Source organism: Nocardia higoensis, assembly GCF_015477835.1.
GTDB lineage: Bacteria > Actinomycetota > Actinomycetes > Mycobacteriales > Mycobacteriaceae > Nocardia > Nocardia higoensis_A.
The window spans coordinates 89,937-115,292 of record NZ_JADLQN010000004.1; the positions used below are offsets into that span (position 1 = coordinate 89,937).

The following is a 25,356-nucleotide window of genomic DNA, read 5'->3' on the forward strand; positions in this document are numbered from 1 at the left end:
GTCACCATGTGATCCGCCTTCCCGCGCGTCAGCGCAGGTCGGCTTCCTCGGCGCGGACGGCCCACTGCGCGAAGCGCTCGCCGCCGTCCCGGTTCTTGACGAAATTGCGCACCACGCGCTCGATGTAGTCGCCGAGCTCGGCGCTGGTCACCTTGTGCTGGCGCAGCTTGCGGCCGAAACCGCTGTCCAGGCCGAGACTGCCGCCCAGGTGCACCTGGAAGCCCTCCACCTGGTTGCCCGCGCCGTCGTCGACCAGCTGACCCTTGAATCCGATGTCGGCGATCTGCGAACGACCGCACGAGTTCGGGCAGCCGTTGATGTTCACCGTGATCGGCACATCCAGCTCGGCATTGATGTCGGCCAACCGCTGTTCGAGTTCCGGCGCCAGCACCTGCGAGCGTTTACGGGTCTCGACGAAGGACAGCTTGCAGAACTCGATGCCGCTGCACGCCAGCAGATTGCGCCGCCACACCGACGGCCGCGCCTGCAGGCCGAGCGGTTCGAGCTCGTCGATCAGCTGCTCGACTTTGCCGTCGGGGACGTCGAGCACGATCAGCTTCTGGTAGGGGGTGAAGCGGATGCGATCGGACCCGACGCGCTCCACGGCGTCGGCGACCTTCGTCAGGATGGTGCCCGAGACACGACCGGCGATGGGGGAGAAGCCGACGGCGTTGAGGCCGTTGCGCAATCGCTGCACACCCACGTGGTCGATCGGCTTGGTGGGCTGCTCCGGCGCGGGGCCGTCGATCAGCTTGCGCCCGAGGTACTTCTCCTCGAGCACCTCGCGGAACTTCTCCACGCCCCAGTCCTTGACCAGGAACTTCAGGCGGGCCTTGGTGCGCAGGCGGCGGTAGCCGTAGTCGCGGAACAGCGCCACCACCGCTTCCCACACGTCGGGCACTTCGTCCAGCGGCACCCACGCGCCGAGCCGCTGAGCCAGCATCGGATTGGTGGACAGACCGCCGCCGACCCACAGGTCCAGGCCGGGGCCGTGCTCGGGATGCACCACGCCGACGAAGGCGACGTCGTTGATCTCGTGGACCACGTCCTGCTGGCCGGAGATGGCGGTCTTGAACTTGCGGGGCAGATTCGAGTAACGCTTGTCGCCGATGTAGCGGCGCACGATCTCCTCGATCGCGGGGGTGGGATCGACGACCTCGTCGAGCGATTCGCCCGCCAGCGGGGATCCGAGGATCACGCGCGGGCAGTCGCCGCACGCCTCGGTGGTGTGCAGGCCGACCTCTTCGAGGCGACGCCAGATCTCCGGCACGTTCTCGATCTCGATCCAGTGGTACTGGACGTTCTCGCGGTCGGACAGGTCGGCGGTGTCACGGCCGAACTCGGTGGAGATCCCGGCGACGGTGCGCAGTTGCGCCACGTTCAGCGCGCCGCCGTCGCAGCGCACCCGCATCATGAAGTACTTGGCCTCGAGCAGGTCGACGTTCTCGTCGCCGGTGAAGGTGCCGTCGTAGCCCTGTTCACGCTGGGTGTAGAGACCCCACCAGCGGAACCGACCGCGCAGATCGGCTTTGTCGATGCTGTCGAACCCGTTGCGGGCGTAGATGTTCTCGATCCGGGCGCGGACGTTGAGCGGGTTGTCGTCCTTCTTGCTCTGCTCGTTGGGATTGAGCGGTTCGCGGTAGCCGAGCGCCCACTGACCCTCGGACCGGCGGCGGACCGGCTTACCGGTACGCGCCCGGGCGGGGGTGGGCTGGACGGCCTCGGACTGGACGGCGTCGGTGCTCGACGTCATGGGGTCGCTCCTGCTGGGGTGGGTGGAACATCCGTGTTCAGGGCGCGGGGGACTGACCCACGCCCGCGGTTGTCAGCGGAGGGTTGCGCTCGGACGGATTCGTTCGAGACCCGGAATGGACGCTTCGCTGATCTACCTGTTCAGAGACAAGGCAGACAGCCTGCGCTGCAGACGCGCTTGTAATCGACGTGGCGACGTGCCACAAGTCGTACTCCCGATGCGCGCATGGGGATCATTCTGCCATGTGAAACGGGCCGTTCGAACCCCCGGACCAGCATTTCCCGGGCAAACGCGGGAAATGCCCTGCATTCGCCGGTCGATTGTGACGACCGTCATAGATTTGCCTCCACGTCGGGCGGTCGTCCCGCTCGTCCCGCCCGGTCGCAGAGCTTGACCTCGACCTTGCTCGAGGTTGCAGGCTGGTTCCATGATCACCGAAGCGCATGTCACCGGTCACCTGCCCGCCGATCCGGACGCACAGCTGGCGCGCCTCCGCGAGGTCGTCGCCACCGTGGAACGCGTACAGCGCGAGGAGGACGTCGACGGGTTCGTCGACCTGTTCCGCGCCGACGCCATCTGGACCACCGGGCACGGCAAGCGGCTGTTCGGCCGCGACGCGATCGCCGCGTTCACCGCAGGCGTCCTGCCGGGCTCCGCCGCGCACGGCTCGGCCACCTACGAGATCGAGCACGTGCTGTTCCTGCGGCCGGACGTCGTGGCGGTGAAGGTGCGACAGCGCTACTTCACGCCGGAGGGTGTCCTCGACAGCGAAGGGACGCCGATGTACGTACTCACCGAGGAGGGCGGGCGCTGGCTGCTGACCGCGAATCAGAACACTCCTGTCCGCGAGGGATGAGCGGGTGACCGGACGGCGACGCGGCGCTGCCGGGGTGAGCCGGTTCACCGGGGCGTGACCGTGGCATCGGAGCGCCCGTACCGGCCGGGCACACTGGTGAGGTGAGTCCCGCCGCAGCCCCGACCCGACCCGACGCCGACGCACTCGCACTGCGCGATTTCGGTGGCGGGCCGTTCGGCGTCTACATCCATGTCCCGTTCTGCGCGACGCGGTGCGGCTACTGCGATTTCAACACCTACACCGCCGGTGAACTCGGCACCTCGGCCTCGCCGCAGTCGTGGCTGGAGGCGTTGCGCGGGGAACTGGCCACCGCCGCCGAGTCGTTCGCCGCGCTGCCGAGCCCGACCCCGGCGGTCGAGACCGTCTTCGTCGGGGGCGGCACGCCCTCGCTGCTCGGCGGCGACGGCCTGGCCGACGTGCTCGACGCGATCCGCGCGAACTTCACCCTCGCCGTCGGGGCCGAAGTGACCACCGAATCCAACCCGGAGTCCACCTCGCCGGAATTCTTCGAACGCCTCCGTGCGGCCGGCTACACCCGGGTGTCGCTGGGTATGCAGTCCGCGGCCCGGCACGTGCTGGCCGTGCTCGACCGCGCCCATACGCCCGGCCGCCCGGTCGCCGCCGCGAAAGAGGCCCGCTCCGCCGGTTTCGAGCACGTCAACCTCGACCTCATCTACGGCACCCCGGGGGAGACCGACGCCGATCTCGACGCCAGTCTCGACGCAGTGCTGGACGCGGGTGTGGACCATGTGTCGGCCTACTCGCTCATCGTCGAGGACGGCACCGCCCTGGCCCGCCGGGTCCGGCGCGGTGAACTGCCCGCCCCGGACGACGACGTGCTCGCCGGTCGCTACGAACGCATCGACCATCGCCTCGGGCAAGCCGGTCTGAGCTGGTACGAGGTGTCGAACTGGGCCGCGGACGAGGACGCCAGGTGCAGGCACAATCTCGGCTACTGGGACGGCGGCGATTGGCTCGGCGCGGGCCCGGGAGCGCACAGTCACCTCGGCGGCGTCCGCTGGTGGAACGTCAAACACCCGGCCCGCTACGCCGAACGGGTCGCCCGCGGCGGGCTGCCCGCCGCGGGCTGGGAAGCGCTCACCGCCGACGACCGATACCTCGAGCGCGTCATGCTCACCATCCGCCTGCGCACCGGCCTGCCGCTGGACGAACTGGCCCCCTCGGCCGCGCCCGCGGTCGAGGAGATCCTCACCGACGGCCTGGCCGTCCGGACCGGCGACCACCTCGTCCTCACCGATCGCGGCCGCCTGCTCGCCGATGCGCTGGTGCGCCGCCTGGTCGTCTGAACCGAGGTGGTGGTGCCGAGGACAAGCGGACGGCCGGTTGTCAGGTATTGCCACGGCCCCGGTTCGGGGTAGGCTCCGGGCAACCTCGAGGAGTCGCTTTGACCGAGTCATTACGTGTCCATCCTGTACACGAGCAGTACGAATTCGCCGAAATGCGCGCGGCCGAGAAGGTCGAGTTCGCGCGAAAGCGAGCCATAGCGGCCCGCACGGTCGCCGGGCACGCGCAGAACGCCGACGACTGCCTGTCGCTGCTGTCGATGCTCGGCCTCGACGCCCAAGCGGGCAAGCTGGTCGGTCGAGCCTGACCGTCCCGGGATCCGGGTTCACCCACGTCATCGGGCTATTGGTGCGTGGGCAACTAGACTGGATACTCGGACGTACCGGTCACCAGTGAGTCGGTGGCCGGTGAGTACGCCGGTGGCCTGCGGCGTACAGCAGGAGCGAGGAGGTGGGGCCCGATGTCGTCGAGCACCGAGGATCGCCGCTTCGAGGTTCTCCGCGCGATCGTGGCGGACTACGTGGCGACCAAGGAGCCGATCGGTTCCAAGACGCTGGTCGAGCGGCACAACCTGGGTGTGTCCAGCGCGACCGTGCGCAACGACATGGCGGTACTGGAAGCCGAGGGGTACATCACCCAGCCGCACACCAGTTCCGGCCGCATCCCCACCGACAAGGGCTACCGCCAGTTCGTCGACCGGATATCCGAGGTCAAGCCGCTGTCCTCCGCCGAGCGCCGTGCCATCGTGCAGTTCCTGGAATCCGGTGTCGACCTCGACGACGTGCTGCGTCGCGGCGTGCGTCTGCTCGCGCAGCTGACCCGCCAGGTCGCCGTCGTGCAGTACCCGACGGTGTCGGCCTCGACGGTGCGTCACATCGAGGTCGTCGCCCTCAATCCCGCGCGCCTGCTGCTGGTGGTCATCACCGACACCGGCCGCGTCGACCAGCGCATCGTCGATCTCGGCACGCTGATCGACGACGACGATCTCGCCGCGCTGCGCGCACTGCTCGGCGCCGCCATGGACGGCAAGCGCCTGGCGACGGCCTCGGCCGCGGTCGCCGCGCTGCCGGAGAGCGCGCCGCAGAAACTGCGTGACGTGCTCATCCGGGTGTCGACGGTTCTGGTCGAGACGCTGGTCGAGCACCCGGAGGAACGTCTCGTGCTCGGCGGCACCGCCAACCTCACCCGCAACGCCGCCGACTTCGGTCTGCCGGGCGCGCTGCGGCAGGTGCTCGAAGCGCTCGAGGAACAGGTCGTCGTGCTCAAGCTGCTGGCCGCGGCGCAGCAGCCGGGCACCGTCACGGTGCGCATCGGCGAGGAGACCCAGGTCGAGGAGATGCGCGGCACCTCGGTGGTCACCACCGGGTACGGCGCCTCGGGCTCGGTGCTCGGCGGCATGGGCGTGCTCGGACCCACCCGGATGGACTACCCGGGCACGATCGCCTCGGTGGCGACCGTGGCCAGGTACATCGGCGAGGTGCTGGCCGAGCGCTGAGCCGCCGAGCGCTGAGCCGCCCAGCGCGAGAGAGGTCACGGTACGTCGCTGCTACGCTCGATCTCCGGCCGGATAAAGTTGAGTGCATCCGACTGATGCTGTTCCTGCGTTCGGTGGGGGCGGCGCGAGTGCGAGTACAGCGACCCAAGGACTAGAGAACTCACGTGGCACGGGACTACTACGGACTACTCGGCGTCGGGCGCAATGCGACCGACCAGGAGATCAAGCGCGCGTACCGGAAGCTGGCGCGTGAACTCCACCCGGACGTCAATCCGGACGAGGCGGCGCAGGCCAAGTTCAAGGACGTGTCGACCGCCTACGAGGTGCTCTCCGATCCGGAGAAGCGCCGCATCGTCGACATGGGCGGCGACCCGCTGGAATCCAGCGGCGCGGGCGGGTTCTCCGGCGCCGGCTTCGGCGGCCTCGGCGATGTGTTCGAGGCGTTCTTCGGCGGCATGAGCGGTGCGGGCGGCGGCGGTCAGCGCAAGCCGCGCGGTCGCGTGCAGGCGGGCGCGGACTCGCTGCTGCGGACCAGGTTGAGCCTGGCCGAATGCGCCGTCGGGGTCACCAAGCACCTCACCGTCGACACCGCCGTGCTCTGCGACCTGTGCCACGGGTCGGGCACCAACGGCGACTCCCAGCCGGTCCGCTGCGAGACGTGTGGCGGCGCGGGCGAGGTTCAGTCGGTGCAACGCTCGTTCCTCGGTCAGGTGCTCACCTCCCGGCCCTGCCCGACCTGCCGCGGCGCGGGCGAGACCATCCCCGACCCCTGCGGTAAGTGCGGCGGCGACGGGCGGGTGCGCGCGCGTCGCGAGATCGCCGCGCCGATCCCCGCTGGTGTCGCCAACGGCATGCGGGTGCGGCTGGCCGCCCAGGGCGAGGTCGGCCCGGGCGGCGGCTCCCCCGGAGACCTGTACGTGGAGATCGTCGAACAGCCGCACGACGTGTTCGTCCGCGACGGCGACGACCTGCACTGCACCGTGCGCGTCCCGATGGTCGACGCGGCGCTGGGCACCACCGTCGTCATCGACACCATCCTCGACGGCCCCACCGAACTGACCATCGCGCCGGGCACCCAGCCGGGCGAGGTGGCGGTGCTGCGCGGTCACGGCATGCCCAAGCTGCGTTCGGGCGTGCGCGGCGACCTGCTCGCGCATCTGGACATCGTCATCCCGACCAAGCTCGACAGCAAGCAGACCGATCTGCTGCGCAAGTACAAGTCGATGCGCGACCGCGACCGCGCCGAGGTGATGTCGGCCCAATCCGAGCACAACAGCGGCCTGTTCGCCCGGCTGCGGGCCTCGTTCAGCGGACGCTGATCCGTTGGCCGCCACGGTCTTCTATCTCGACGACATCCCCGAGTCCGGACAGATCGCCGTACTCGACGGGCCGGAGGGACGGCACGCCGCCACGGTGCGTCGCACCAGGGTCGGCGAGGCCATTACCCTGTCCGACGGCCGCGGACTGCTGGCGGCCTCGGAAGTGGTCGAAGCCCACCGCGACCGCCTGCACCTGCGCGTCCTCGACCGTGCCACCGCGCCCCGGCCCACGCCGGAAGTGACCGTGGTGCAGGCGCTGCCGAAATCCGATCGCTCCGAACTCGCGGTGGAACTGATGACCGAGGCGGGTGCGGACGTGATCGTGCCGTGGCAGTCCGTCCGATGCGTCGCCAAATGGGAAGGCAAGGCGGCCAAGGGAATCGAGAAGTGGCGTGCGGCCGCCCGCGCGGCGGCCAGACAGTCCCGGCGCGCCTACATTCCCGAGGTCGCCGACCTGCACCGCACCCGCGACCTCGTCGCGTTGGTGCGCACGGCGCACGCGGACGGCGCGGTGGTGGCCGCCCTGCACGAATCCGGCATAGGGCGATTCACCGACCTGGGTTTCGACGGCGCCGACCGGGTGGTGCTGATCGTCGGCCCCGAAGGGGGCTTGGACGACTCCGAACTGTCGGCGCTGTCCGAGGCGGGCGCGCGGATCGTCGTCCTCGGCCCGACCGTGCTGCGCACCTCCACTGCCGCCGCGGTGGCACTCGGCGCGCTCGGGGCGTTGACCCCGCGTTGGTAGCCGCGCCGCCGCCGAGCGGGGCGTCACCAGGTTATTCACTGTCGGGGTGTCGGTGGGGCGCGTTAAACTTTGCTGGTCGGCGGGTATCACCGTCGGCGGGCATCACCGATGTACTCCCGGGCGGATGTGGTACCGGCCCGGACGCACTACTGTCGAGACCGGAAAGCGGGCTGTAACGACCTTTGCGAACCCAAGGTGAGATCGGCGAGCCGACCAACCCCGTGACCGGCATCGGTGCAGGTGACAACAGCTCGGGCCCCGCGGCCCGCACCGTGCGCTCCAGCATCGAACTCGCCCCCGGAACCGTCTTCCCGCTGCTCGGCTCGGCCGACGAGAACCTCCGCGAACTCGAGAGTCTGCTCGATGCCGACATCCATGTGCGCGGCAGCTCGGTCACCCTCACCGGCAAAGCCGCCGACGTCGCGCTCGCCGAACGTGTCGTCGAGCAGCTCGTCGCGCTGACCGGGCGCAATCGTGGGATCACCCCCGAAGCCGTCCGGCACACCGTTTCCATGCTCACCGCCGGTTCGGCCGAGTCGCCCGCCGAGGTACTGAGCCTCGACATCCTGTCGCGGCGCGGCAAGACCATCCGTCCGAAGACGCTCAACCAGAAGCGCTACGTCGACGCGATCGACGCCCACACGATCGTCTTCGGCATCGGCCCCGCGGGTACCGGCAAGACCTATCTGGCGATGGCCAAGGCCGTGCAGGCGCTGCAGTCCAAGCAGGTCAACCGGATCATTCTCACCCGCCCCGCGGTCGAGGCGGGCGAACGCCTCGGCTTCCTGCCCGGCACGCTCAACGAGAAGATCGACCCGTATCTGCGCCCGCTCTACGACGCGCTGCACGACATGATGGACCCGGAGGCCATTCCGAAGCTGACCGCCGCGGGCGTCATCGAGGTCGCGCCGCTGGCCTACATGCGTGGCCGCGCGCAGCCGCTGCACACCCGGGTGCTGACGCCCTCGGGCTTCCGGCCCATCGGGGAGATCGCCGTCGGCGACGAGGTGATCGGCTCGAACGGACGCCCGACCGAGGTGCTGGGCGTCTACCCGCAGGGCTTCAAGGAGATCTACCGCGTCACCACCCAGGACGGATCCTCCACGCTGGCCTCGGGCGATCACCTGTGGTCGGTGTACACCCGCGACGACCGCCGCCGCGGCAAGCCGCCCCGGGTGCTGCAGACCAAGGAGATGATCGGCAACCTCCGCGCCGCGCACCATCACCGTTACGAACTCCCGCTGCTCAGCGCCCCGGTCGAGTTCGCCGCGCGGCCGGTCCCGGCCGACCCCTACACCGTCGGTCTGTCGATCGGCGAGGGCACGGAGGTCGTCCCGCCGGAGTACCTGCTCAACGACAGCGCCGTCCGACTCGGTGTGCTGCAGGGTCTGCTCGACGCGGCGGCCGGTCCCGTCACCCAGGCCGGCCGCAGCTGCCGGATCCAGTACACGACGTCCTCGCCGCGGTTGCGCGCCGACGTGCTGTTCCTGGTCCGGTCGCTCGGCGGCATCGTCAACGTCCGCACGCGGTCGTCGGTGAGCCGTACGACGGGCAACCGTCGCGAGACCTTCGTCCTGGACGTCCGGCTGCCCGCGGGCATCGATCCCTTCCGGCTCGACCACAAGGCGCGCAAGTACGCGGCCCACGGGGGCGGCAGGCCCATGCGCTTCCTGCACGCCATCGAGGAAGCGGGCACCGAGGAAGCCGTCTGCATCCGGGTGGCCGCGTCCGACGCGCTGTACGTGACCGAGGACTTCCTGCTCACGCACAACACCCTCAACGACTCCTTCATCATCCTCGACGAGGCGCAGAACACCACCGCCGAGCAGATGAAGATGTTCCTCACCAGGCTCGGTTTCGGGTCGAAGATCGTGGTCACCGGCGACGTGACGCAGGTGGATCTGCCCAACGGCGCCCGCTCGGGTCTGCGCGCGGCCTCGGAGATCCTCACCGCGATCGACGACATCCACTTCGCCGAACTCAACAGCAGCGACGTGGTGCGGCACCGCCTGGTCTCCGACATCGTCGACGCCTACGAGCGCTTCGAGGCCGAGACCCGCCCGGTGGGCCCGCACATGCCGGGCAATCGCGCCCAGCGTCGCGCGGCCGGCCGCCCGGACCGGCGCTGACTCACCCGAACCGGCCCCGTCTCCGGCGGGTCCGGTTCGTCTCGCCCGGCGCACCGGACAGGTGCGCTCACCGAACCGTCGCGTCGATCCGCCCCCGATGCCGCGAGCCGGTCGGGACGTGTCCGACGGCACCGAATACCCTGATCAGGTGAGCATCGAGATCGCCAACGAATCGGGCGTGGACGTCCCCGAGGAAGATCTGGTCAGTGTCGCGCGGTTCGTGATCGCGCGGATGGACGTGCACCCGGCGGCAGAGCTGTCGATGGTGCTCGTCGACCTGGACACGATGGCGGACCTGCACATGCGGTGGATGGACCTGCCCGGCCCCACCGACGTGATGTCCTTCCCGATGGACGAACTCGAGCCGGGCGGGCGTCCGGACAGCCCGGAGCCGGGGCCGTCGATGCTCGGCGACATCGTGCTGTGCCCGGAGTTCGCCGCGGCCCAGGCGCACAAGGCGGAGCATTCGCTCGACCACGAGCTGGCGCTGCTGACCGTGCACGGCGTCCTGCACCTGCTCGGCTACGACCATGCCGAGCCGGAGGAGGAGAAGGAGATGTTCGAGCTGCAGGCCAGGCTGCTCGAGGAGTGGTACGAGAGCCTGCGGGAAGCGGCGCGCCGTGCCGAACTCGCCGAGCGGGACGCGCGACTGCTCGGGAAGGCGGGTTTCACGACGCCGGGTGACGCGCTGGGCCCCGCGTGAGTGCTCCGGTACTGATAGTGCTCGCGGTACTGATAGTGCCGCTCGGCGGGCTGTTCGCCGGTTTGGATTCCGCGTTGAACACCATCTCGCCCGCGCGCCTGGGGGACATGGTGCGCGCCGAACGCCCCGGGGCGGTCCGGCTGACCCGTGTCGTCGCAGATCGCGCCAGGTATGTGAATCTCATGGTGCTGCTGCGGGTCTCGTGCGAGATCGGCGCCACCGTCGCGCTGGCCGCCGCGCTGATGAAGCTCTGGACCGATACCTTCGCCCTGCTCGTCACGGCCGCGATCATGGTGCTGGTCGACTACGTGGTGATCGGCGTCGGCCCCCGCACGCTCGGTCGCCAGCACGCCTACTCGCTCGCCCTGGCCGCCGCGTTGCCGCTGCAGTTCATCGGCGCGGTACTCAGCCCGGTGTCGCGGCTGCTGATCCTGCTCGGCAACGCGATCACGCCAGGTAAAGGATTCCGCAACGGACCGTTCGCCTCGGAGATCGAGTTGCGCGAGGTCGTGGAGATGGCGAGCGAGCGCGGCGTCGTGGCCGACGAGGAACGCCGGATGATCCAGTCGGTGTTCGAACTCGGCGACACCGCCGCGCGCGCGGTGATGGTGCCGCGCACCGAGATGGTGTGGATCGAGGCGACCAAGACCGCCGCGCAGGCCATGTCGCTGGCGGTGCGCAGCGGGCATTCCCGCATCCCGGTGATCGGCGAGAACGTCGACGACATCCTCGGCGTGGTCTATCTCAAGGATCTGGTGACCTACGCCGATCGCAGCCGGAAGGTGCGGGTGCGCGAGGTGATGCGCCCGGCGGTGTTCATGCCCGACTCCAAGCCGCTGGACGCGCTGCTGGACGAGATGCAGCGCCGTCGCAACCACATGGCGCTGCTGGTCGACGAGTACGGCGGCATCGCCGGGTTGGTGACCATCGAGGACGTGCTCGAGGAGATCGTGGGCGAGATCGCCGACGAATACGACACCCACGAGATCGCGCCGGTGGAAGATCTCGGTGACGGCCGTTTCCGCGTGTCGGCGCGGCTGACGGTGGAAGATCTCGGCGAGCTGTACGGCATGGAGATCGAGGACGAGGACGTCGACACCGTCGGCGGACTGCTCGCGCACGAATTGGGTCGCGTGCCGTTGCCGGGATCCAAGGTGCAGGCCCACGGGCTGATACTGCGGGGCGAGGGCGGACCGGATGCGCGCGGCCGGATGCGGGTGCACACGGTGCTGGTGCGCAGAGCGGCCGAGGAGCAGCCGGTGCCTGCGCGCAGCAACGGTGGCGCGCAGTCCGGCGAGAGCCCGCGCGGCAGTGGCGGCACACGGCGTAGCAGCACGGGCGGCAACGGCGGTACGCAGGGCAGCGGCGCCAGGCAGGACAGCGGCGACACGGCGGGCAGCGGCGCCGGACAGGGCAGCGGCGCCGGACAGGGCAGTAGCGGCACACAGGGCGACGGCTCGCAGCGGGATCAGCCCGCCGCGCCCGACCCCGCGAGAAACGATGAGGACGGAGAAGGCCGATGATCGAACTGGACGACGAGGACACCAAGCTGCACGTGCTCGCGCGCGGCGCGCTCGGGCGCACCGGTGGGGCCGCGGGCGCGGCGGTGCGCGACACCGAGGGCCGCACCTACGCCGCGGGCGAGGTGGCGTTGTCGGCATTGCGGCTGAGCGCCTTGCAGGCGGCGGTCGCGGCCGCGATCGCCAGCGGCGCCGAGGGATTCGAGGCGGCTGTGGTGATCGGCGGAAGGTTCGCCGACCCAGGGGTTTTCGCCGTGCGGGAGGTCTCCCCGTACGCGCGCATCGTCTTCGCCGATCAGGCGGGCACCGTATTCGACATCCTGGACGACACCGCGCCCGACGGCCCGCACGTGGACACCGCGACGGCGGGCTCGGAGGCCAACGGTGGCTGACCAGTCCCCGGCCGAATTCCGGTCCGGCTTCGTGTGTTTCGTCGGCCGTCCGAACACCGGCAAGTCCACGCTGACCAATGCGCTGGTGGGGGCGAAGATCGCCATCACCTCCTCGCGGCCGCAGACCACCCGGCACACCATCCGCGGCATCGTGCATCGCGAGCACACCCAGCTGATCCTGGTCGATACCCCCGGTCTGCACCGCCCGCGCACCCTGCTCGGCCAGCGGCTCAACGATCTCGTGCGCGACACCTATTCCGAGGTCGACGTGATCGCGATCTGCATCCCGGCCGACGAGAAGATCGGCCCCGGTGACCGCTGGATCGTGCAGCAGATCCGGCAGATGGCGCCGAAGACCACCGTGCTCGGCGTGGTCACCAAGATCGACAAGGTGAGTCGTGACCAGGTCGCCCATCAGCTGATGGCGGTGTCGGAACTGCTGGGCCCGGAGGCCGACGTGGTTCCGGTGTCCGCGGTCAAGGGTGAGCAGGTCGAAGTGCTCGTCGACGTGATCGCCTCGAAGATGCCCGAGGGCCCGGCCTTCTACCCCGACGGCGAGCTGACCGACGAGCCCGAGGAAACCCTCATGGCCGAGCTCATCCGCGAGGCCGCGCTCGAGGGCGTGCGCGACGAGCTGCCGCACTCGCTGGCGGTGGTGATCGAGGAGGTTCTCCCGCGCGAGGAGAACGAGGACATGCTCGACGTGCACGCGCTGCTGTATGTGGAGCGGCCCAGCCAGAAGGCGATCGTCATCGGCAAGGGCGGCGCGCGGCTCAAGGAAGTGGGCACCAACGCCCGCAAACAGATCGAGAGCATCCTCGGCGTGCGGATCTATCTGCACCTGCACGTGAAGGTCGCCAAGGACTGGCAGCGCGATCCGAAACAGCTCGGCAAACTGGGCTTCTAGCGCGCGGGAAGAGTGACGGCGCAGTCACATCCGGCGATCGAGCCGGTGGTTTCGGATGCCGGACGGCCCGCCGGGCGGTACAGTCGCCGGTTACACGCGGGCACAATTCCACACGGGCCCGCGGTTGCACCAGGTGGGGGAGGTCGTCGCGTGTCCGAGGCGAACGACATCGGCAAACTGCTCGAACTCGTACGCGCGCTGAACGTCCCGGATTCCCGTCCTCGGGTGCTGCGCACGATGATTCGCCGCAGACGGCCGTTGCCGCGGCCCGTCATCGGCCTGATCGGCGCGCCCGCGGGTAGCGCGCTGCTCGTCGAGATCTATCGCTGGCTGGGCGAATCCGGCGGTCGGCGCGCGACTCCGCGTGCGCGCGTCGATCTTTCGGCCGCCGACCTGCCCGCCGACGCCCTCGCTCCCGACCCCAACGCCACCGGTGAGGAAGTCGAGGGTCACTGCCTGCCGATCCTGCAACGCCTCGTCGAGGGCTTCTCCACCGACGACACCGCGATGGGCCCGATCCGGTTCCCCCGCTATCGCACCGCCGATTGGCTGACCCGCCAGCGGGTCACCAGCGACGAGACCGAAGCGGCGGTGGAACTGCGCGCCCGGCTGCCGAGGCTGCTGCGCAGCGGTTCTCCCACTGCTACGGCCGGAGATGCCGGCGAGGCCGCCGCGGGCGACATCGTCTCGCGGGTGGTGTTCGGCGTGTTCGCGCTGTGGCCGGTGTTGCGGTTGTGGCTGTGGATCAGCGGCCGCATCCCCGGCATGTCCAAGGTGACCCGGTGGTTCATGCACCAGCGCTACCTCGCGCCCGAACTCTCCGACAGCTTCCTGGGTTTCGCGACCCGTCTGACCGCCTCCGGCCGCAGCGACGAGAACGAGGAGCAGATCGCCAAGCTGCTGGTGCACGCGTTCCTGGAGGATCTGCGCGACGCCTACCGCCGTCCGGTGTGGCGTCCGTCGGGGTGGCGGCGCACGGCCTACCCCGTCGCACTGCTCGGGCCGGTCGCGCCGGACAGCGCGGGCGCGCGTCTGCTGGCCAGGATCAACGACATCCGCAACGAGACCGGACTGTTCGATCCGCTGGTCGTGCTGGCCTGCCTGGAATCCCCGCCCGCGCGTCCGCAGGTCCGTGACCTCGCCCGCATCGGCGACCTGACGAATCTCGACACCCTGGAAAGCCTCGTCGATCGGCCGTCCGCCGATCAGGAGCCGGACCCGCTGCAGCGCTGGCTGCGCAATATCGACCACATGCGCACCAATCGGCTGCCGCACGCGTGGTACCTGCCGCTGCGGGTGCGCCTGCCCGATCCGCTCGACGGGCGTGTGCGCGACCCCCGCTATGCGCACCTCGCGGTGCCGCCCGCTCCGCCGCTGGCGGCGCGCCGGGGATTCGTCACCATGTCCGTGCTGATGCCGGTGGTGCTGCTGGTGGCCGCGACTCTGGTGGCCGTGCCGGCGCTGCGCGGTGAGCCGTGCGCGCACTGGCCGTGGACGTCGGGCATCTCCGTGGAGATGTACGAGGGCGAATGCATCGGCTACAGCGACAACGCCGACCAGGTGTTCACCGACGACGGCGAACTGAAGGCCATGCAGCAGTTGGTCTTCCAACTCAATGCCGAGGCCGGGACCGCGCTGGCGGGTAACCCGCGCAGACCACTGGTGACGCTGGTCTACTTCGCCGGACTCAGCTACACCGACACCAATGCGCGATACCCGATGGCGCAGGTCGAGGAGCTGGCCGGACTGGCGGTGCAGCAGCGACTGGCACTGAGCAGGTCCGGTGAATCCGAGCCGCTGTTGCGCGTCGTGATCGCCAACGGCGGCACGGAGATGCGGCGCGCGACGCGGGTGGTGGACAACCACCTACGCGCACTGTTCGCCGACGACGGCGTACTCGGTGTGGTCGGGATGGACCGCAGCAGCACCGAAACCAGCACGGCCATCACTCGCCTCGGTGAGCTCGGGGTGCCGGTGGTGGCGACAACCTTGTCGGCGAACGGGCTGGCCGGCGCTTCGCCGCTGTATTTCCAGGCCGCGCCCAGCAACAGCACGCACGCCGAGCTCATCGCCGACTATGTCGAGGGCGCGCGCTACCCGCAGGGCGCGGACAAGGCCGGGCAGCAGCGTTTCCGGAAAGTGATCCTGTACCACCCGAAGGCGCCCGATGATCCGCAGACACCCGCCGACCTCTACGTCACCACTCTCGTCGCCGCTCTCACCGACCGGCTGAAGCAGCGCGGTGTCGAGATCCAAGAGCGCACGTGGATGTCGCAGGACGAGCTGAATCGTTTCCCGGTCTTCTGCACACCTGCGTTCGATCAGGAGACGCTGCTGTTCTACGCCGGACGCAACGACGACTTCCCGACCTTCGCCCGCGCGGTCGGCCGCGGCTGCCTCAGCGGGGAGAGCCCCGCGATCCTCGGCAACGACACCTTGACCCGCGTGATCGCCGACCCGAAGGTGACCGCGGCGCTGCCGGGCAATCTGACCGTGCGCTATGTCGCCAAGGCCGCGCCCGCGGTGCTCGGGTGGCGTGGTTGCCTCAGCGGCACGGCCGCGGTCGGCGATACGAAGGTGCCCGCGTCGTATGCCGACCTGTGCGGTGCCGTCCCCGGGCTCGTCGCCGAGATGCGCGGCTTTCCCGGCGTCGACTGGCCCGAGGCCGGACCGCCCTGGGTGGGCGATCGCCTCGGGCTGGGGTACGACGTCGCGGGCCTGTTCCTCGAATCCGTCCGGGTCACCAAGAGGATCGACCACATGCCCAGCCGCTCGGCGATCGCCATGCAACTGCGTGACACCGACATCTACGGCGTCACCGGGCACATCGACTTCCGATCCGGTCGAGTCGCGGAATCGTCCTCGATCGCCGTGCTGGTCACCGACGCCGTCGGCGAGCAGGGCCCGCATCATTGCCTGGTGATGTTTCCCGGCGCGGCCGGTGCGGACGCGCCAGGCGATCAGGCCGGTGAGAACACGGTCGTGGGTGACGGCTGCCCGTCGGGTACGGGTAAGGACGCGGACACCGGTGCGGTCGACACGCGTCCGGCCGTGAGGCCGGACAACGAGATCGAGGACTGGGTGCGGCCCGATTCCGGCAACGGCAGATGAGACGCGCGGCCCGGGGCGTTCACCACCAGGGCCGTGGCCGCTCCCGCTCCCACTGCCGCTCGGCTTCCAGCTGCGCGGCGAGCGACACCAGCAGCGACTCCGAGGAGTCCGGTCCCATCAACTGCGCCCCCACCGGCAGCCCACCCGCGGTGACCCCGGCGGGCACGTTCACACTCGGCCAGCCGAGCACATTCCACGGCCACGCATACGGGCAGGCCGCGGTGATCAGCGCGTTGGTCGCGCGCACCCCGATCCCGTCGATCTCCTCGACACGCGGGGCCGGGGTGGCGGTGGTGGGCGCGAGCACCACGTCGTAGTCGTCGAAGAACCCGCCGATGCGCCGGTGCAGCAGCTTCTCGGCCTGTCGCGCCGCGGCCAACACCGGCCCGCCGAGGACCTGGCCGAGCCTGGCATTGGCGACCGTGCGCGGGTCCACCACCGCGCCGGGCATGCGCAGGTACGCCTCGCGGATGCCCGCCATCGAGCGCGGCAGGAACGAGGCGCCCATGAGCAGCCCGTAGTGCAGATCCGCGACGGTGACCGTGTGGCCGAGTGTGCGTAGGGTGGCGGCGATCGAGTGAACGGCCCCGGCGACCTCCGGATCCAGCGCCGTCTTCGTCGCGGTGAACGGAATGCTCAGCGACAGGGCGATTCTGAGCTTCCCCGGATCGCGCCCGACCGCCTCGCTCACCCGGATCGGCGCGGGAGTGTGCAGATCGCCCGCGTGCGGACCGGCCGCCACGTCCAGGAGCAGGGCCGCGTCGGCCACGGTGCGCGCGATCGGGCCGTTCACCGTGAGCCCGTTGAACGCCTCGGCCGACGGCCAGGTGGAGATGCGCCCGCGCTGCGGCTTGATCCCCACCAGATGCGTCCACGCCGAAGGGATACGCACCGATCCCGCCCCGTCGGACCCGAGCGCCGCGGGCACCAAGCCGGCGGCGACAGCGGCCGCCGAACCACCGGACGAACCGCCGGGCGTGTGCTCGGCGCTCCACGGATTGCGGGTGTACCCGAACGCCGCACCGCTGGTGAAGGGCAACTGGCCCAGTTCACAGGTGGTGGTCTTCCCGACGATCACCGCCCCCGCCGCCCGTAGCCGCCGCACCGACTCCGCGTCCTCGGTCGCCACGGGGAACTCGCCTCCGCACCCGAACGCCGTCGATTCGCCCGTGATGTCGGTGTCGTCCTTCACCGCGATCGGCACACCGAGCAGTGGCAGCCGCTCACCCGCCGCGATCCGCCGATCCATCTCGGCGGCCTCCGCGAGCGCCGCGTCCCGTCGCACCACCCGGAACGCGTTCAGCCCGGACTGGCTCGCCTCGATCCGATCCAACGCCGCGCCCACCGCCGCGACCGAACTCACCGTGCCCGCCGCCAGCGCGGCGGCCAGCTCCGACAGCCCGAGGTCGGCGCCCACCTCGGCGCCGTCGGGATTCGCCACTGCCATGTGAAACTCCCTCTACTGGACCGTCGAAGTATCCGACGGTAGCGCTGATCTGGTCGGCCGTCCATGAGGGTTATCGCAATCGGCGAGCAATCCGCATCGACTCCGGGAGCGCCGCGCCACCGCTCGACATCCTCGGCATGGGCATGGGCGCGGGGTGCCGCTCCGATGCCGATGTCCTCGCGTCCGCTCGTCACCCCGGCGTGCAAGGATGGGCTCGTGCGTTTGTATCGGGACGAGGCGGTGGTCGTTCGCCAGCACAAGCTGGGCGAGGCGGACCGTATCGTCACGTTGCTGACCCGCAAGCACGGCCTGGTCAGAGCGGTCGCCAAAGGCGTGCGACGAACCAAGTCGCGCTTCGGCGCCCGGCTCGAGCCGTTCTCCTACATCGATGTGCAACTGCATCCGGGCCGCAATCTCGACACCGTCACCCAGGTACACACCCTGGAAGCCTTCGCCGCCGACATCATCGACGACTACGGTCGCTACACCACCGCCTGCGCCGTCCTCGAGACCGCCGAACGCCTCGCGGGCGAGGAACGCGCCCCCGCCCCGAAACTGCATGCCCTCACCGCGAGCGCCTTGCGCGCCATCGCCGCCAAGCAACGCCCGCACGAACTGGTTCTCGACGCCTACCTGCTGCGCGCCATGCGCTTCTCCGGCTGGGCGCCCGCCCTCGACGAATGCGCCAAGTGCGCCACCCCCGGCCCGCACCGCGCCTTCCACGTCGGCGCGGGCGGCGCGGTCTGCGTGCACTGCCGTCCCGCGGGCGCGGCCACCCCGCCCCCGGGCGTCCTCGACCATCTGATCGCCCTGGACCGGGGGGAGTGGGACGGCGTCGAACAGCGCGCGGAATCGACCCGCAAGCAGGCCAGCGGCTTGATCGCCGCGCACCTGCAATGGCATCTGGAACGTCAGCTGCGCACCTTGCCCCTGATCGAGCGCACCGACCGATCCTCGCGCCCCACCCCAGCCGGCCACCCCGCCTGAGGCGGCATCGCTCGGTACGGGCCGTCGGCGTCCGTGCTCGGTGCCACCTCGAAGTCGGCTCCCGGGCACAGCCGGTGTGAGCCGGTCCGAACGGTCGGGCCCTGAGACGAGCGCAGGGGCGTCGACGCCGGTGTACCCGGCACCGTCGAGCACCGGCACAGAGCGGCCGCTCGGTCCCCGGTCGTGGAGGGCACCTGCCGGGCGGCTCCCGCGCATCGGGCAGGATGGGAGCCGTGATCCTCCGTCGTGACTCCGCCACCGCGACGCGCACCGTGCGCCCGCCCTCGCCGCATCCGTCGGGAGCGCGTCCGCCGCAGCTGCCCAAGGAACTCGTGCCCAAGCACGTGGCCTTGGTGATGGACGGCAATGGACGCTGGGCGCAGGAACGCGGGCTGCCCCGCACGGCCGGGCACGAACGTGGCGAAGCGGTGCTGATGGACACCGTCGAGGGCTGCATCGAGATCGGCGTGAAGTGGCTCTCGGCGTACGCGTTCTCCACCGAGAACTGGCGGCGCAGCCCGGACGAGGTCCGATTCCTGATGGGCTTCAACCGCGACGTGATCCGCCGCCGTCGCGACGAGATGCACGAGATGGGTGTGCGGGTGCGCTGGGCGGGCAGGCGGCCGCGCTTGTGGCGCAGCGTGATCAAGGAGCTCGAGGTCGCCCAGGAGCTCACCAAGGACAACACCGTGCTCACCCTCACCATGTGCGTCAACTACGGCGGCCGGGCCGAGATCGCCGACGCGGCCCGCGAGATCGCGCGCCGGGTGGCCGCGGGCGAGATCGATCCCGAGCGGGTCGACGAGAACACCATCGCCCGGTTCCTCGACGAGCCGGACATGCCCGACGTGGACCTGTTCCTGCGGCCGTCCGGCGAGTTCCGCACCTCCAATTTCCTGCTCTGGCAGTCGGCCTACGCCGAATACGTTTTCCAGGAGACGCTGTTCCCCGACTTCGACCGGCGCAACCTGTGGGACGCCTGTCTGCAGTACGCTTCCCGTGATCGTCGTTTCGGTGGCACCAAATAGGCGGCACCGGATAGGCGGGTACGCAGTAGCGGGGGCAGAACGAGACCGGCGCGAAGCCGGTCCCAGGCGCGGCGAACGGTGGCAGGCGAGATGGACGCGGCGGTGACCCCCGATCAGGAACTCCAGGCGCGCGCGGGCTCATGCCTGTCGCGCTACGGCGTCGACGTGCGCGTCGATCCGGAGGGCTCGCTCGGCTTCGAATACGAGGGCGCGCTGTGCTCGCTGCGTGCGGTCGAACTCGCACCGGGCTTGGACGTACTGACGTTGACTTGTGTGCTGGCGTGGGATCGTCCGCTCAAACCTCAGCTGCACAAGCGGGTCGCCGAGCGCAACAACGCGGTGCAGTTCGGTTCGATCACGGTCATCGGCCACGGCAAACTGGCCGATGTCATCCTGCGCTACACCTTCCCGGCCGCGGGCTTGGACGATTCGGCGCTGACCACCATGCTGCTGCTGGTGCTCTCCAACGCCGAACGCGCGCGCCACGGGCTCCTCGCGCCCTGAGCCCTCATTCCCGATCGGCGGTCGCCTGCGCTCGCAGCGGCATCAGCGCGTCGATACCGCGTCCGATGGCTTCGGGCTCGACGTCGCCCAGGATCAGGTGTTGCAGGATGAATCCGGGGAGCAGGCTCAGGAAGGTCTTGGCCATCGCATCGGTATCGGTGTCGGGCGGCAGCCAGCCGTGGGTCACCATCCGGTCGGCGTATTCGCGCCAGACCTCGCGGATGCTGTGCATATTCGTGTGCACGAAGTCGCCGATATCGTCGTTGATCATCGCCAGTGCCCACGCCTGCGGAGCCAGGCGCACCACGCCTTCTGGCCCGCTGTGCCGGATCACCTCTTCGGCGACGATCCGGATCAGCTCGGCGGGCGTCGGCAGCGGATCGGCTCGGACGCTCTCGACGAGCACTGTCCGCACGGGCACGATGGTCTGGCTCGCCAGCGCCGCCACGATCTCGTTCTTGGACTTGAAGTACCGGTAGACCGCGCCCGCGGACAGTCCGGATTCGGCGAAGACGTCCTGCATGGACGTGTCGAAGAAACCCTTGCGCGCGAAGCACAACTGGGCCGCGTCGAGGATCTGCTGTCGGCGGCGCTCGAGGTGTTCCTCGCTGACTCTGGGCATACTTCCAAATTAAAACGAACATTCGTTCTTGACAAGTTTCCGCCGGTGGTGGGACCGTGGAAGACGTTAAAGAGAACGAACATTCGATTTATGGGGAGAAGTCATGAACGCCACCCTGCGCGCCATCGCGGTGGGCATCGGCGCGGCCCTGCTCCAGCTGCTCATGCTCGTCGCCTTCGCCTGGCCCGCGGCCAACCTCGCGCCACGTGACCTGCCGATCGCGATCGCCGGACCGCAGGCCGTCATGGTCACCGAGCGGCTGGTCGCCGCCGATCCCGACGCATTCGCCGTCACCACGCTGCCCGACGCCGCGGCCGCCCGCACCGCCATCGAGAACCGCGAGGTCTACGGCGCGATCGTCACCGGCGAGGGTGCGCCGCGACTGTTGGTCGCCTCTGCCGCGAGTCCCGCTGTCTCACAGCAACTCACGGCGATGGCGCAACAACTGTCCGGCGCCACCGGCGCGCCCGTCGAGGATGTGGTGGCCGCCGATGCCGACGACCCGCGAGGCATGGTCTTCGGGTCCATGGTGCTGCCGCTGGTCATGTCGGGGATCGCGGCGGGCGCGCTGCTCTCTCTGGTCGTCACCGGTGTGGGTGCGCGGTCGGCGGGCGTGCTGACCTTCGGCGTCGTCGGTGGCCTGGCGAGCATGCTGCTGGCTCAGGGGTGGCTGTCGGCGCTGCCGGGCAACTATCTCGCTCTCGCCGCTGTCGCCGGCCTCTCCTCGCTCGGCGTGGCGGGCGTGATCGTGGGACTGGCCTCGCTGATCGGCCCGCCCGGAATCGGCATCGGCGCGCTGACCATGCTGCTGATCGGCAACCCGTTCTCCGCGGCGACCTCGGCCCCGGAACTCCTGCCGCAGCCGTGGGGTGCGATCGGTCAGCTGCTTCCCCCCGGCGCCGCGGGCTCGTTGCTGCGCTCGGTCGCCTTCTTCGACGGCGCGGGTGGGACCGGGCCGCTTGTCGTGCTTCTGGTCTGGGCTGCGGCCGGATTCGCGCTGCTCGGCCTGGCCGCGCTGCGCGAGCGGGGACAGCGCTCGCCCGGCGTCGAAGCTGCTGAACCGAAGGTTGCGGCTGTCTCGGTCTGAGTGTCCGCCACGACGGTTCGGGCAGGCTGCCGCCTCGCGGCCCGCTGCCCGAGTCGTTGTGTCGGTCCGGTCTGCCCGAGCCGCTGCGTGGGTCTGCCTGCGCCGCTGTGAGGGTCTGTCCGAGCTGCGGCGTGGTCCCGTCCCGATGCGGGGCGGGCCGCGCGCTATATGCCTGGTTTCTCCGCAGGCGGGTGCACGGGACCGGTCCGACCGTGGTGCGGCCGGACCGGGGGCTGGATCGGTGAGCGGCTCGCGGTCGGCGCCTCAGCCGCGTCGCTCGCCGCACTCCCGGCAGGTGCCGAACACTTCGATGGTGTGACTGACCTCGGTGAACCCGTGTTCCCCGGCGATCGAGTCGGCCCACGCCTCCACGGTCGGACCCTCCACCTCGACAGTGCGCCCGCAATGGCGGCAGACCAGGTGGTGATGATGACCGGTGGAGCACTGCCGGTAGACCGACTCGCCGGAGTCGGTGCGCAGCACGTCGACGAGTCCGGCGTCGGCCAGTGACTGCAGCGTGCGGTAGACGGTGGTCAGCCCGATGCCCTCACCGCGCTTGCGCAACTCGTCGTGCAGTTCCTGCGCCGACCGGAATTCGTCGATGTCGCCCAGCAGTGCGGCGATGGCGCTGCGCTGACGCGTGCTGCGGACGCCGACGGCGGCCTTGGCGGAAACCTGAGTCTTGTCGGCCACGGATCACCCTTCTTCGGCGTGCGCGACGGCGTCGACGACGATGTGCGCGAGGTGGTCGTCGACGAGTTCGTAGAGCACCTCACGCCCGGAGCGCTCGCCGTGCACCACGCCCGCGGACTTGAGGATGCGCAGATGCTGGCTCACCAACGGCTGGGTCACGCCGAGCGCGTCGACCAGTTCGTGCACGCAACGCGGCGATTCCCGTAGTTGCAGGACGATGGCGATGCGGACGGGCGCGGCCAGCGCGCGCAACAACTCACCGGCGTCTTCCAGTACGGTACGTGCGGGCACCGGGGCGGGGCCGGGGGAGCGGTACGGTGTGTGCGCGGCGGCCGTGTCGGCGGTCATGGGACCATCTCCTTATTGGAAAGCAATTCCATTTTGATATGCGCAGGTGTGCATGTCAAATAGGCGCGCGATCCCGCCGACGGGCCGCGTGCGCGGACGCAGGCGAAGGCGAAGGCGCTGGCGATTCGGTGAGCCGATAGGCTGATACCGCGTGCACTTCGCATCGAGTAGTTGCGGCACCAAGTAGTTGCGTCTTGCAGACGAATCCGACTCGCAGTGGATGGAGAATTCTCGCGTGGCACCCAAGTCGAAGGTGGACACCGTTGCCAACCTCGCCAAGCGCCGGGGTCTGGTCTACCCGTGCGGTGAGATCTACGGAGGCACCAAGTCGGCGTGGGACTACGGTCCGCTCGGCGTCGAACTGAAGGAGAACATCAAGCGTCAGTGGTGGCGTTCGATGGTGACCAGCCGTGAGGACGTCGTCGGCCTGGATTCCTCGGTCATTCTGCCGCGCCAGGTCTGGGAAGCCTCCGGCCACGTCGCGACCTTCACCGACCCGCTGGTCGAGTCGCTGCACACGCACAAGCGCTATCGGGCCGACCATCTGCTCGAGGCATACGAGGAGAAGCACGGTCACCCGCCGGCCAACGGCCTGGCCGACATCAAGGACCCCGAGACCGGCCAGCCCGGCGCCTGGACCGAGCCGCGCAACTTCTCCGGCCTGCTCAAGACCTACCTCGGCCCCGTCGACGACGAAGAGGGCCTGCACTACCTGCGTCCCGAGACCGCGCAGGGCATCTTCGTCAACTACAAGAACGTCGAGACCACCGCGCGCAAGAAGCCGCCGTTCGGCATCGCCCAGATCGGCAAGAGCTTCCGCAACGAGATCACCCCCGGCAACTTCATCTTCCGCACCCGCGAATTCGAGCAGATGGAGATGGAGTTCTTCGTCAAGCCGGGCGAGGACGAGCAGTGGCACCAGTACTGGATCGACACTCGCATGGCCTGGTACACCGGCCTCGGCATCGACCCGGAGAACCTGCGCCTCTACGAACACCCGAAGGAGAAGCTGTCGCACTACTCGACGCGCACCGTCGACATCGAGTACCGCTTCCGCTTCCAGGGCAGCGAGTGGGGTGAGCTGGAAGGTGTCGCCAACCGCACCGACTACGACCTCAAGACCCACTCCGAGCACTCCGGCACCGAACTGAGCTACTTCGACCAGTCGACCAACGAGCGCTACATCCCTTATGTCATCGAGCCCGCAGCCGGCCTGACCCGTTCGCTGATGGCCTTCCTGGTCGACGCGTACACCGTCGACCAGGTGCCCAACGCCAAGGGCAACCTCGAGGAGCGGGTCAGCCTGCGCCTGGACTACCGCTTGGCCCCGGTGAAGGTCGCGGTGCTGCCGCTGTCCCGCAACGCCGACCTGACCCCCAAGGCCAAGGATCTGGCGGCCCAGCTGCGTCAGCACTGGAACGTCGAGTTCGACGACGCGGGCGCGATCGGCCGCCGCTACCGCCGCCAGGACGAGATCGGCACCCCGTTCTGCATCACGGTCGATTTCGACACCCTCGAGGACCAGGCCGTCACCATCCGAGAGCGTGACTCGATGGCCCAGGAGCGCATCGCCCTGGACAAGGTCGAGGGCTACCTCGCCCAGCGACTGATCGGCGCCTGACCGACGCTTCGCGGACGCCCGCCACCGCTGTAACGGTGGCGGGCGTTCGCGTGTGCGGGGAGTGACGTGGCGGACCGACGCCGACGTGCCGGCGGTGATCATCCGGCGGCCGGGCATGCGCGTGATATCCACGCTCAGGGAACGTCCCAGAACGCCAGCTCGTGGCGCATCCCCTCGACGAAGAAGCGCTCCGCCCGCGCGGGATCCGCGCCCGACTCGTCGAGCATCTGCGCGCAGCGCCGGGTGAGGTCGGCGAAGGCCGGGTCCGCGTAGGTGTCCACCCAGCGCCGGTAGCGCGGGTCGGCGGGCGGATCGAGCGCCAGCCGCGCGCCCAGCGTCGAGTAACCCCACATGCACGGGTACAGCGCCGCCAGGCCGTCGCCGTAGTCGGCGGCCGCGTCGAGCAGGAACGCGGTGTAGGCCGCGCACGGTGCGCCCTTGACCGCGTGGTCGAGGTCGGCGCCGAATTCGGCGGCCAGGCCACGGTGCAACGCCAGTTCGTCGTGCAGCGTCGAGTGCGCCAGGTCGACGAGATCGCCGAGATGCGCGTCGGGCGCCTGCCAGGCCAGCCGGCTGAATACCCGGATGTAGTCGAGCAGATACAGGTAGTCCTGTTCCAGCCAGGAGCGGAACACCGCGTCGGGCAACGTGCCCGCGGCGATCCCCGCGACCGTGGGATGGCGGAGCTGTTCGTCGACCATCGGCCGTCCGATGTCTTCCAGGTGCGCTGCCAGACTCATGCCGCCAGTCTCGCAGTCGTGCCCCGGACCCCGGCCACTGCCTG

General features: G+C 69.7%; 24 protein-coding genes. 17 read left to right on the forward strand and 7 right to left on the reverse strand.

Features of this window, described 5'->3' with window-relative positions; all coding sequences use genetic code 11:
- Window positions 1–28: 28 nt before the first annotated feature.
- Window positions 29–1,753: a nitrite/sulfite reductase gene (locus tag IU449_RS20990; RefSeq protein WP_195003838.1), complete on the reverse strand. Its 1,725-nt coding sequence runs from the start codon at window positions 1,751–1,753 to the stop codon at window positions 29–31.
- Between the two features lie 140 nt (window positions 1,754–1,893).
- Entirely contained in the window at window positions 1,894–2,031 is a 138-nt protein-coding gene (locus IU449_RS29890) for an Ms4527A family Cys-rich leader peptide (RefSeq protein WP_416382204.1), read from the reverse strand.
- 149 nt (window positions 2,032–2,180) lie between these two features.
- Here IU449_RS29890 and IU449_RS20995 point away from each other — a divergent pair, with 149 nt between their 5' ends.
- The 12 genes from IU449_RS20995 to IU449_RS21050 all read left to right on the forward strand — a co-directional run bounded on the left by IU449_RS20995 (window position 2,181) and on the right by IU449_RS21050 (window position 16,235).
- On the forward strand, window positions 2,181–2,609 hold the full coding sequence (locus IU449_RS20995) for an SgcJ/EcaC family oxidoreductase (RefSeq protein WP_195003839.1): 429 nt from the start codon (window positions 2,181–2,183) through the stop codon (window positions 2,607–2,609).
- Window positions 2,610–2,710: 101 nt separating this feature from the next.
- A complete protein-coding gene (gene hemW, locus IU449_RS21000; RefSeq protein ID WP_195003840.1) occupies window positions 2,711–3,916 on the forward strand; it encodes a radical SAM family heme chaperone HemW in 1,206 nt (401 codons plus the stop codon).
- A 98-nt stretch (window positions 3,917–4,014) separates the two neighbouring features.
- Window positions 4,015–4,221 (forward strand): hypothetical protein, encoded by a 207-nt coding sequence (locus IU449_RS21005; protein WP_195004154.1) that lies wholly within the window; start codon window positions 4,015–4,017, stop codon window positions 4,219–4,221.
- Window positions 4,222–4,374: 153 nt separating this feature from the next.
- Entirely contained in the window at window positions 4,375–5,409 is a 1,035-nt protein-coding gene (gene hrcA / locus IU449_RS21010) for a heat-inducible transcriptional repressor HrcA (RefSeq protein WP_195003841.1), read from the forward strand.
- Between the two features lie 164 nt (window positions 5,410–5,573).
- Window positions 5,574–6,728 carry a molecular chaperone DnaJ gene (gene dnaJ, locus IU449_RS21015; RefSeq protein ID WP_195003842.1) on the forward strand — a complete coding sequence of 385 codons (1,155 nt, stop codon included), beginning with the start codon at window positions 5,574–5,576 and terminating at the stop codon, window positions 6,726–6,728.
- A gap of 4 nt (window positions 6,729–6,732) precedes the next feature.
- Entirely contained in the window at window positions 6,733–7,473 is a 741-nt protein-coding gene (locus IU449_RS21020) for a 16S rRNA (uracil(1498)-N(3))-methyltransferase (RefSeq protein WP_195003843.1), read from the forward strand.
- 230 nt (window positions 7,474–7,703) lie between these two features.
- Window positions 7,704–9,602: a PhoH family protein gene (locus IU449_RS21025; protein WP_324188381.1), complete on the forward strand. Its 1,899-nt coding sequence runs from the start codon at window positions 7,704–7,706 to the stop codon at window positions 9,600–9,602.
- 148 nt (window positions 9,603–9,750) lie between these two features.
- Window positions 9,751–10,305 (forward strand): rRNA maturation RNase YbeY, encoded by a 555-nt coding sequence (gene ybeY, locus IU449_RS21030; RefSeq protein ID WP_040795125.1) that lies wholly within the window; start codon window positions 9,751–9,753, stop codon window positions 10,303–10,305.
- Window positions 10,302–11,828: a hemolysin family protein gene (locus IU449_RS21035; protein WP_324188358.1), complete on the forward strand. Its 1,527-nt coding sequence runs from the start codon at window positions 10,302–10,304 to the stop codon at window positions 11,826–11,828. Before ybeY ends, IU449_RS21035 begins: the two co-directional genes overlap by 4 nt.
- Complete coding sequence (locus IU449_RS21040; RefSeq protein ID WP_195003845.1) at window positions 11,825–12,217, forward strand: cytidine deaminase; 393 nt, start codon at window positions 11,825–11,827, stop codon at window positions 12,215–12,217. The genes IU449_RS21035 and IU449_RS21040 overlap by 4 nt, the downstream gene beginning before the upstream one ends.
- Window positions 12,210–13,124 carry a GTPase Era gene (gene era, locus IU449_RS21045; protein ID WP_195003846.1) on the forward strand — a complete coding sequence of 305 codons (915 nt, stop codon included), beginning with the start codon at window positions 12,210–12,212 and terminating at the stop codon, window positions 13,122–13,124. Before IU449_RS21040 ends, era begins: the two co-directional genes overlap by 8 nt.
- Window positions 13,125–13,274: 150 nt before the next feature.
- Window positions 13,275–16,235 carry an ABC transporter substrate-binding protein gene (locus tag IU449_RS21050; protein WP_195003847.1) on the forward strand — a complete coding sequence of 987 codons (2,961 nt, stop codon included), beginning with the start codon at window positions 13,275–13,277 and terminating at the stop codon, window positions 16,233–16,235.
- A 19-nt stretch (window positions 16,236–16,254) separates the two neighbouring features.
- Here the strand turns inward: IU449_RS21050 and IU449_RS21055 are convergent, their stop codons facing one another.
- Window positions 16,255–17,682 carry an amidase gene (locus IU449_RS21055; RefSeq protein ID WP_195003848.1) on the reverse strand — a complete coding sequence of 476 codons (1,428 nt, stop codon included), beginning with the start codon at window positions 17,680–17,682 and terminating at the stop codon, window positions 16,255–16,257.
- Window positions 17,683–17,898: 216 nt separating this feature from the next.
- Here IU449_RS21055 and recO point away from each other — a divergent pair, with 216 nt between their 5' ends.
- The 3 genes from recO to IU449_RS21070 all read left to right on the forward strand — a co-directional run bounded on the left by recO (window position 17,899) and on the right by IU449_RS21070 (window position 20,201).
- Window positions 17,899–18,669 (forward strand): DNA repair protein RecO, encoded by a 771-nt coding sequence (gene recO, locus IU449_RS21060; protein WP_195003849.1) that lies wholly within the window; start codon window positions 17,899–17,901, stop codon window positions 18,667–18,669.
- 224 nt (window positions 18,670–18,893) lie between these two features.
- Window positions 18,894–19,697 (forward strand): isoprenyl transferase, encoded by an 804-nt coding sequence (locus IU449_RS21065; protein ID WP_195003850.1) that lies wholly within the window; start codon window positions 18,894–18,896, stop codon window positions 19,695–19,697.
- Window positions 19,698–19,787: 90 nt separating this feature from the next.
- Window positions 19,788–20,201 carry a YbjN domain-containing protein gene (locus IU449_RS21070; protein WP_195004106.1) on the forward strand — a complete coding sequence of 138 codons (414 nt, stop codon included), beginning with the start codon at window positions 19,788–19,790 and terminating at the stop codon, window positions 20,199–20,201.
- A gap of 4 nt (window positions 20,202–20,205) precedes the next feature.
- On the opposite strand, the gene IU449_RS21075 is transcribed toward IU449_RS21070, so the two are convergent.
- Entirely contained in the window at window positions 20,206–20,823 is a 618-nt protein-coding gene (locus IU449_RS21075) for a TetR/AcrR family transcriptional regulator (protein WP_195003851.1), read from the reverse strand.
- A 103-nt stretch (window positions 20,824–20,926) separates the two neighbouring features.
- Between IU449_RS21075 and IU449_RS21080 the strand changes: the two genes are divergently transcribed.
- Window positions 20,927–21,910 (forward strand): hypothetical protein, encoded by a 984-nt coding sequence (locus IU449_RS21080; RefSeq protein WP_195003852.1) that lies wholly within the window; start codon window positions 20,927–20,929, stop codon window positions 21,908–21,910.
- A 264-nt stretch (window positions 21,911–22,174) separates the two neighbouring features.
- Here IU449_RS21080 and IU449_RS21085 read toward each other — a convergent pair whose 3' ends face one another.
- Both IU449_RS21085 and IU449_RS21090 read right to left on the reverse strand, forming a co-directional pair.
- Window positions 22,175–22,603: a Fur family transcriptional regulator gene (locus tag IU449_RS21085; protein WP_195003853.1), complete on the reverse strand. Its 429-nt coding sequence runs from the start codon at window positions 22,601–22,603 to the stop codon at window positions 22,175–22,177.
- A gap of 3 nt (window positions 22,604–22,606) precedes the next feature.
- Entirely contained in the window at window positions 22,607–22,951 is a 345-nt protein-coding gene (locus IU449_RS21090; RefSeq protein WP_195003854.1) for an ArsR/SmtB family transcription factor, read from the reverse strand.
- A 220-nt stretch (window positions 22,952–23,171) separates the two neighbouring features.
- Between IU449_RS21090 and IU449_RS21095 the strand changes: the two genes are divergently transcribed.
- Entirely contained in the window at window positions 23,172–24,572 is a 1,401-nt protein-coding gene (locus IU449_RS21095) for a glycine--tRNA ligase (protein WP_195003855.1), read from the forward strand.
- 134 nt (window positions 24,573–24,706) lie between these two features.
- Here IU449_RS21095 and IU449_RS21100 read toward each other — a convergent pair whose 3' ends face one another.
- Window positions 24,707–25,312, reverse strand: coding sequence for a TenA family protein (locus IU449_RS21100; protein ID WP_195003856.1), 606 nt, complete (start codon window positions 25,310–25,312; stop codon window positions 24,707–24,709).
- Between the last annotated feature and the right edge of the window lie 44 nt (window positions 25,313–25,356).

Coding starts and splice junctions, on each gene's coding strand:
- IU449_RS21095 (WP_195003855.1), top strand. CDS start 23,172: ATGGAGAATTCTCGCGTGGCACCCAAGTCGAAGGTGGACACCGTTGCC.
- IU449_RS21070 (WP_195004106.1), top strand. CDS start 19,788: ATGGACGCGGCGGTGACCCCCGATCAGGAACTCCAGGCGCGCGCGGGC.
- IU449_RS21080 (WP_195003852.1), top strand. CDS start 20,927: ATGAACGCCACCCTGCGCGCCATCGCGGTGGGCATCGGCGCGGCCCTG.
- IU449_RS21090 (WP_195003854.1), bottom strand. CDS start 22,951: ATGACCGCCGACACGGCCGCCGCGCACACACCGTACCGCTCCCCCGGC.
- IU449_RS21065 (WP_195003850.1), top strand. CDS start 18,894: ATGGGAGCCGTGATCCTCCGTCGTGACTCCGCCACCGCGACGCGCACC.
- IU449_RS29890 (WP_416382204.1), bottom strand. CDS start 2,031: ATGCTGGTCCGGGGGTTCGAACGGCCCGTTTCACATGGCAGAATGATC.
- IU449_RS21100 (WP_195003856.1), bottom strand. CDS start 25,312: ATGAGTCTGGCAGCGCACCTGGAAGACATCGGACGGCCGATGGTCGAC.
- IU449_RS21055 (WP_195003848.1), bottom strand. CDS start 17,682: ATGGCAGTGGCGAATCCCGACGGCGCCGAGGTGGGCGCCGACCTCGGG.
- IU449_RS21040 (WP_195003845.1), top strand. CDS start 11,825: ATGATCGAACTGGACGACGAGGACACCAAGCTGCACGTGCTCGCGCGC.
- IU449_RS20995 (WP_195003839.1), top strand. CDS start 2,181: ATGATCACCGAAGCGCATGTCACCGGTCACCTGCCCGCCGATCCGGAC.
- hrcA (WP_195003841.1), top strand. CDS start 4,375: ATGTCGTCGAGCACCGAGGATCGCCGCTTCGAGGTTCTCCGCGCGATC.
- IU449_RS20990 (WP_195003838.1), bottom strand. CDS start 1,753: ATGACGTCGAGCACCGACGCCGTCCAGTCCGAGGCCGTCCAGCCCACC.
- IU449_RS21075 (WP_195003851.1), bottom strand. CDS start 20,823: ATGCCCAGAGTCAGCGAGGAACACCTCGAGCGCCGCCGACAGCAGATC.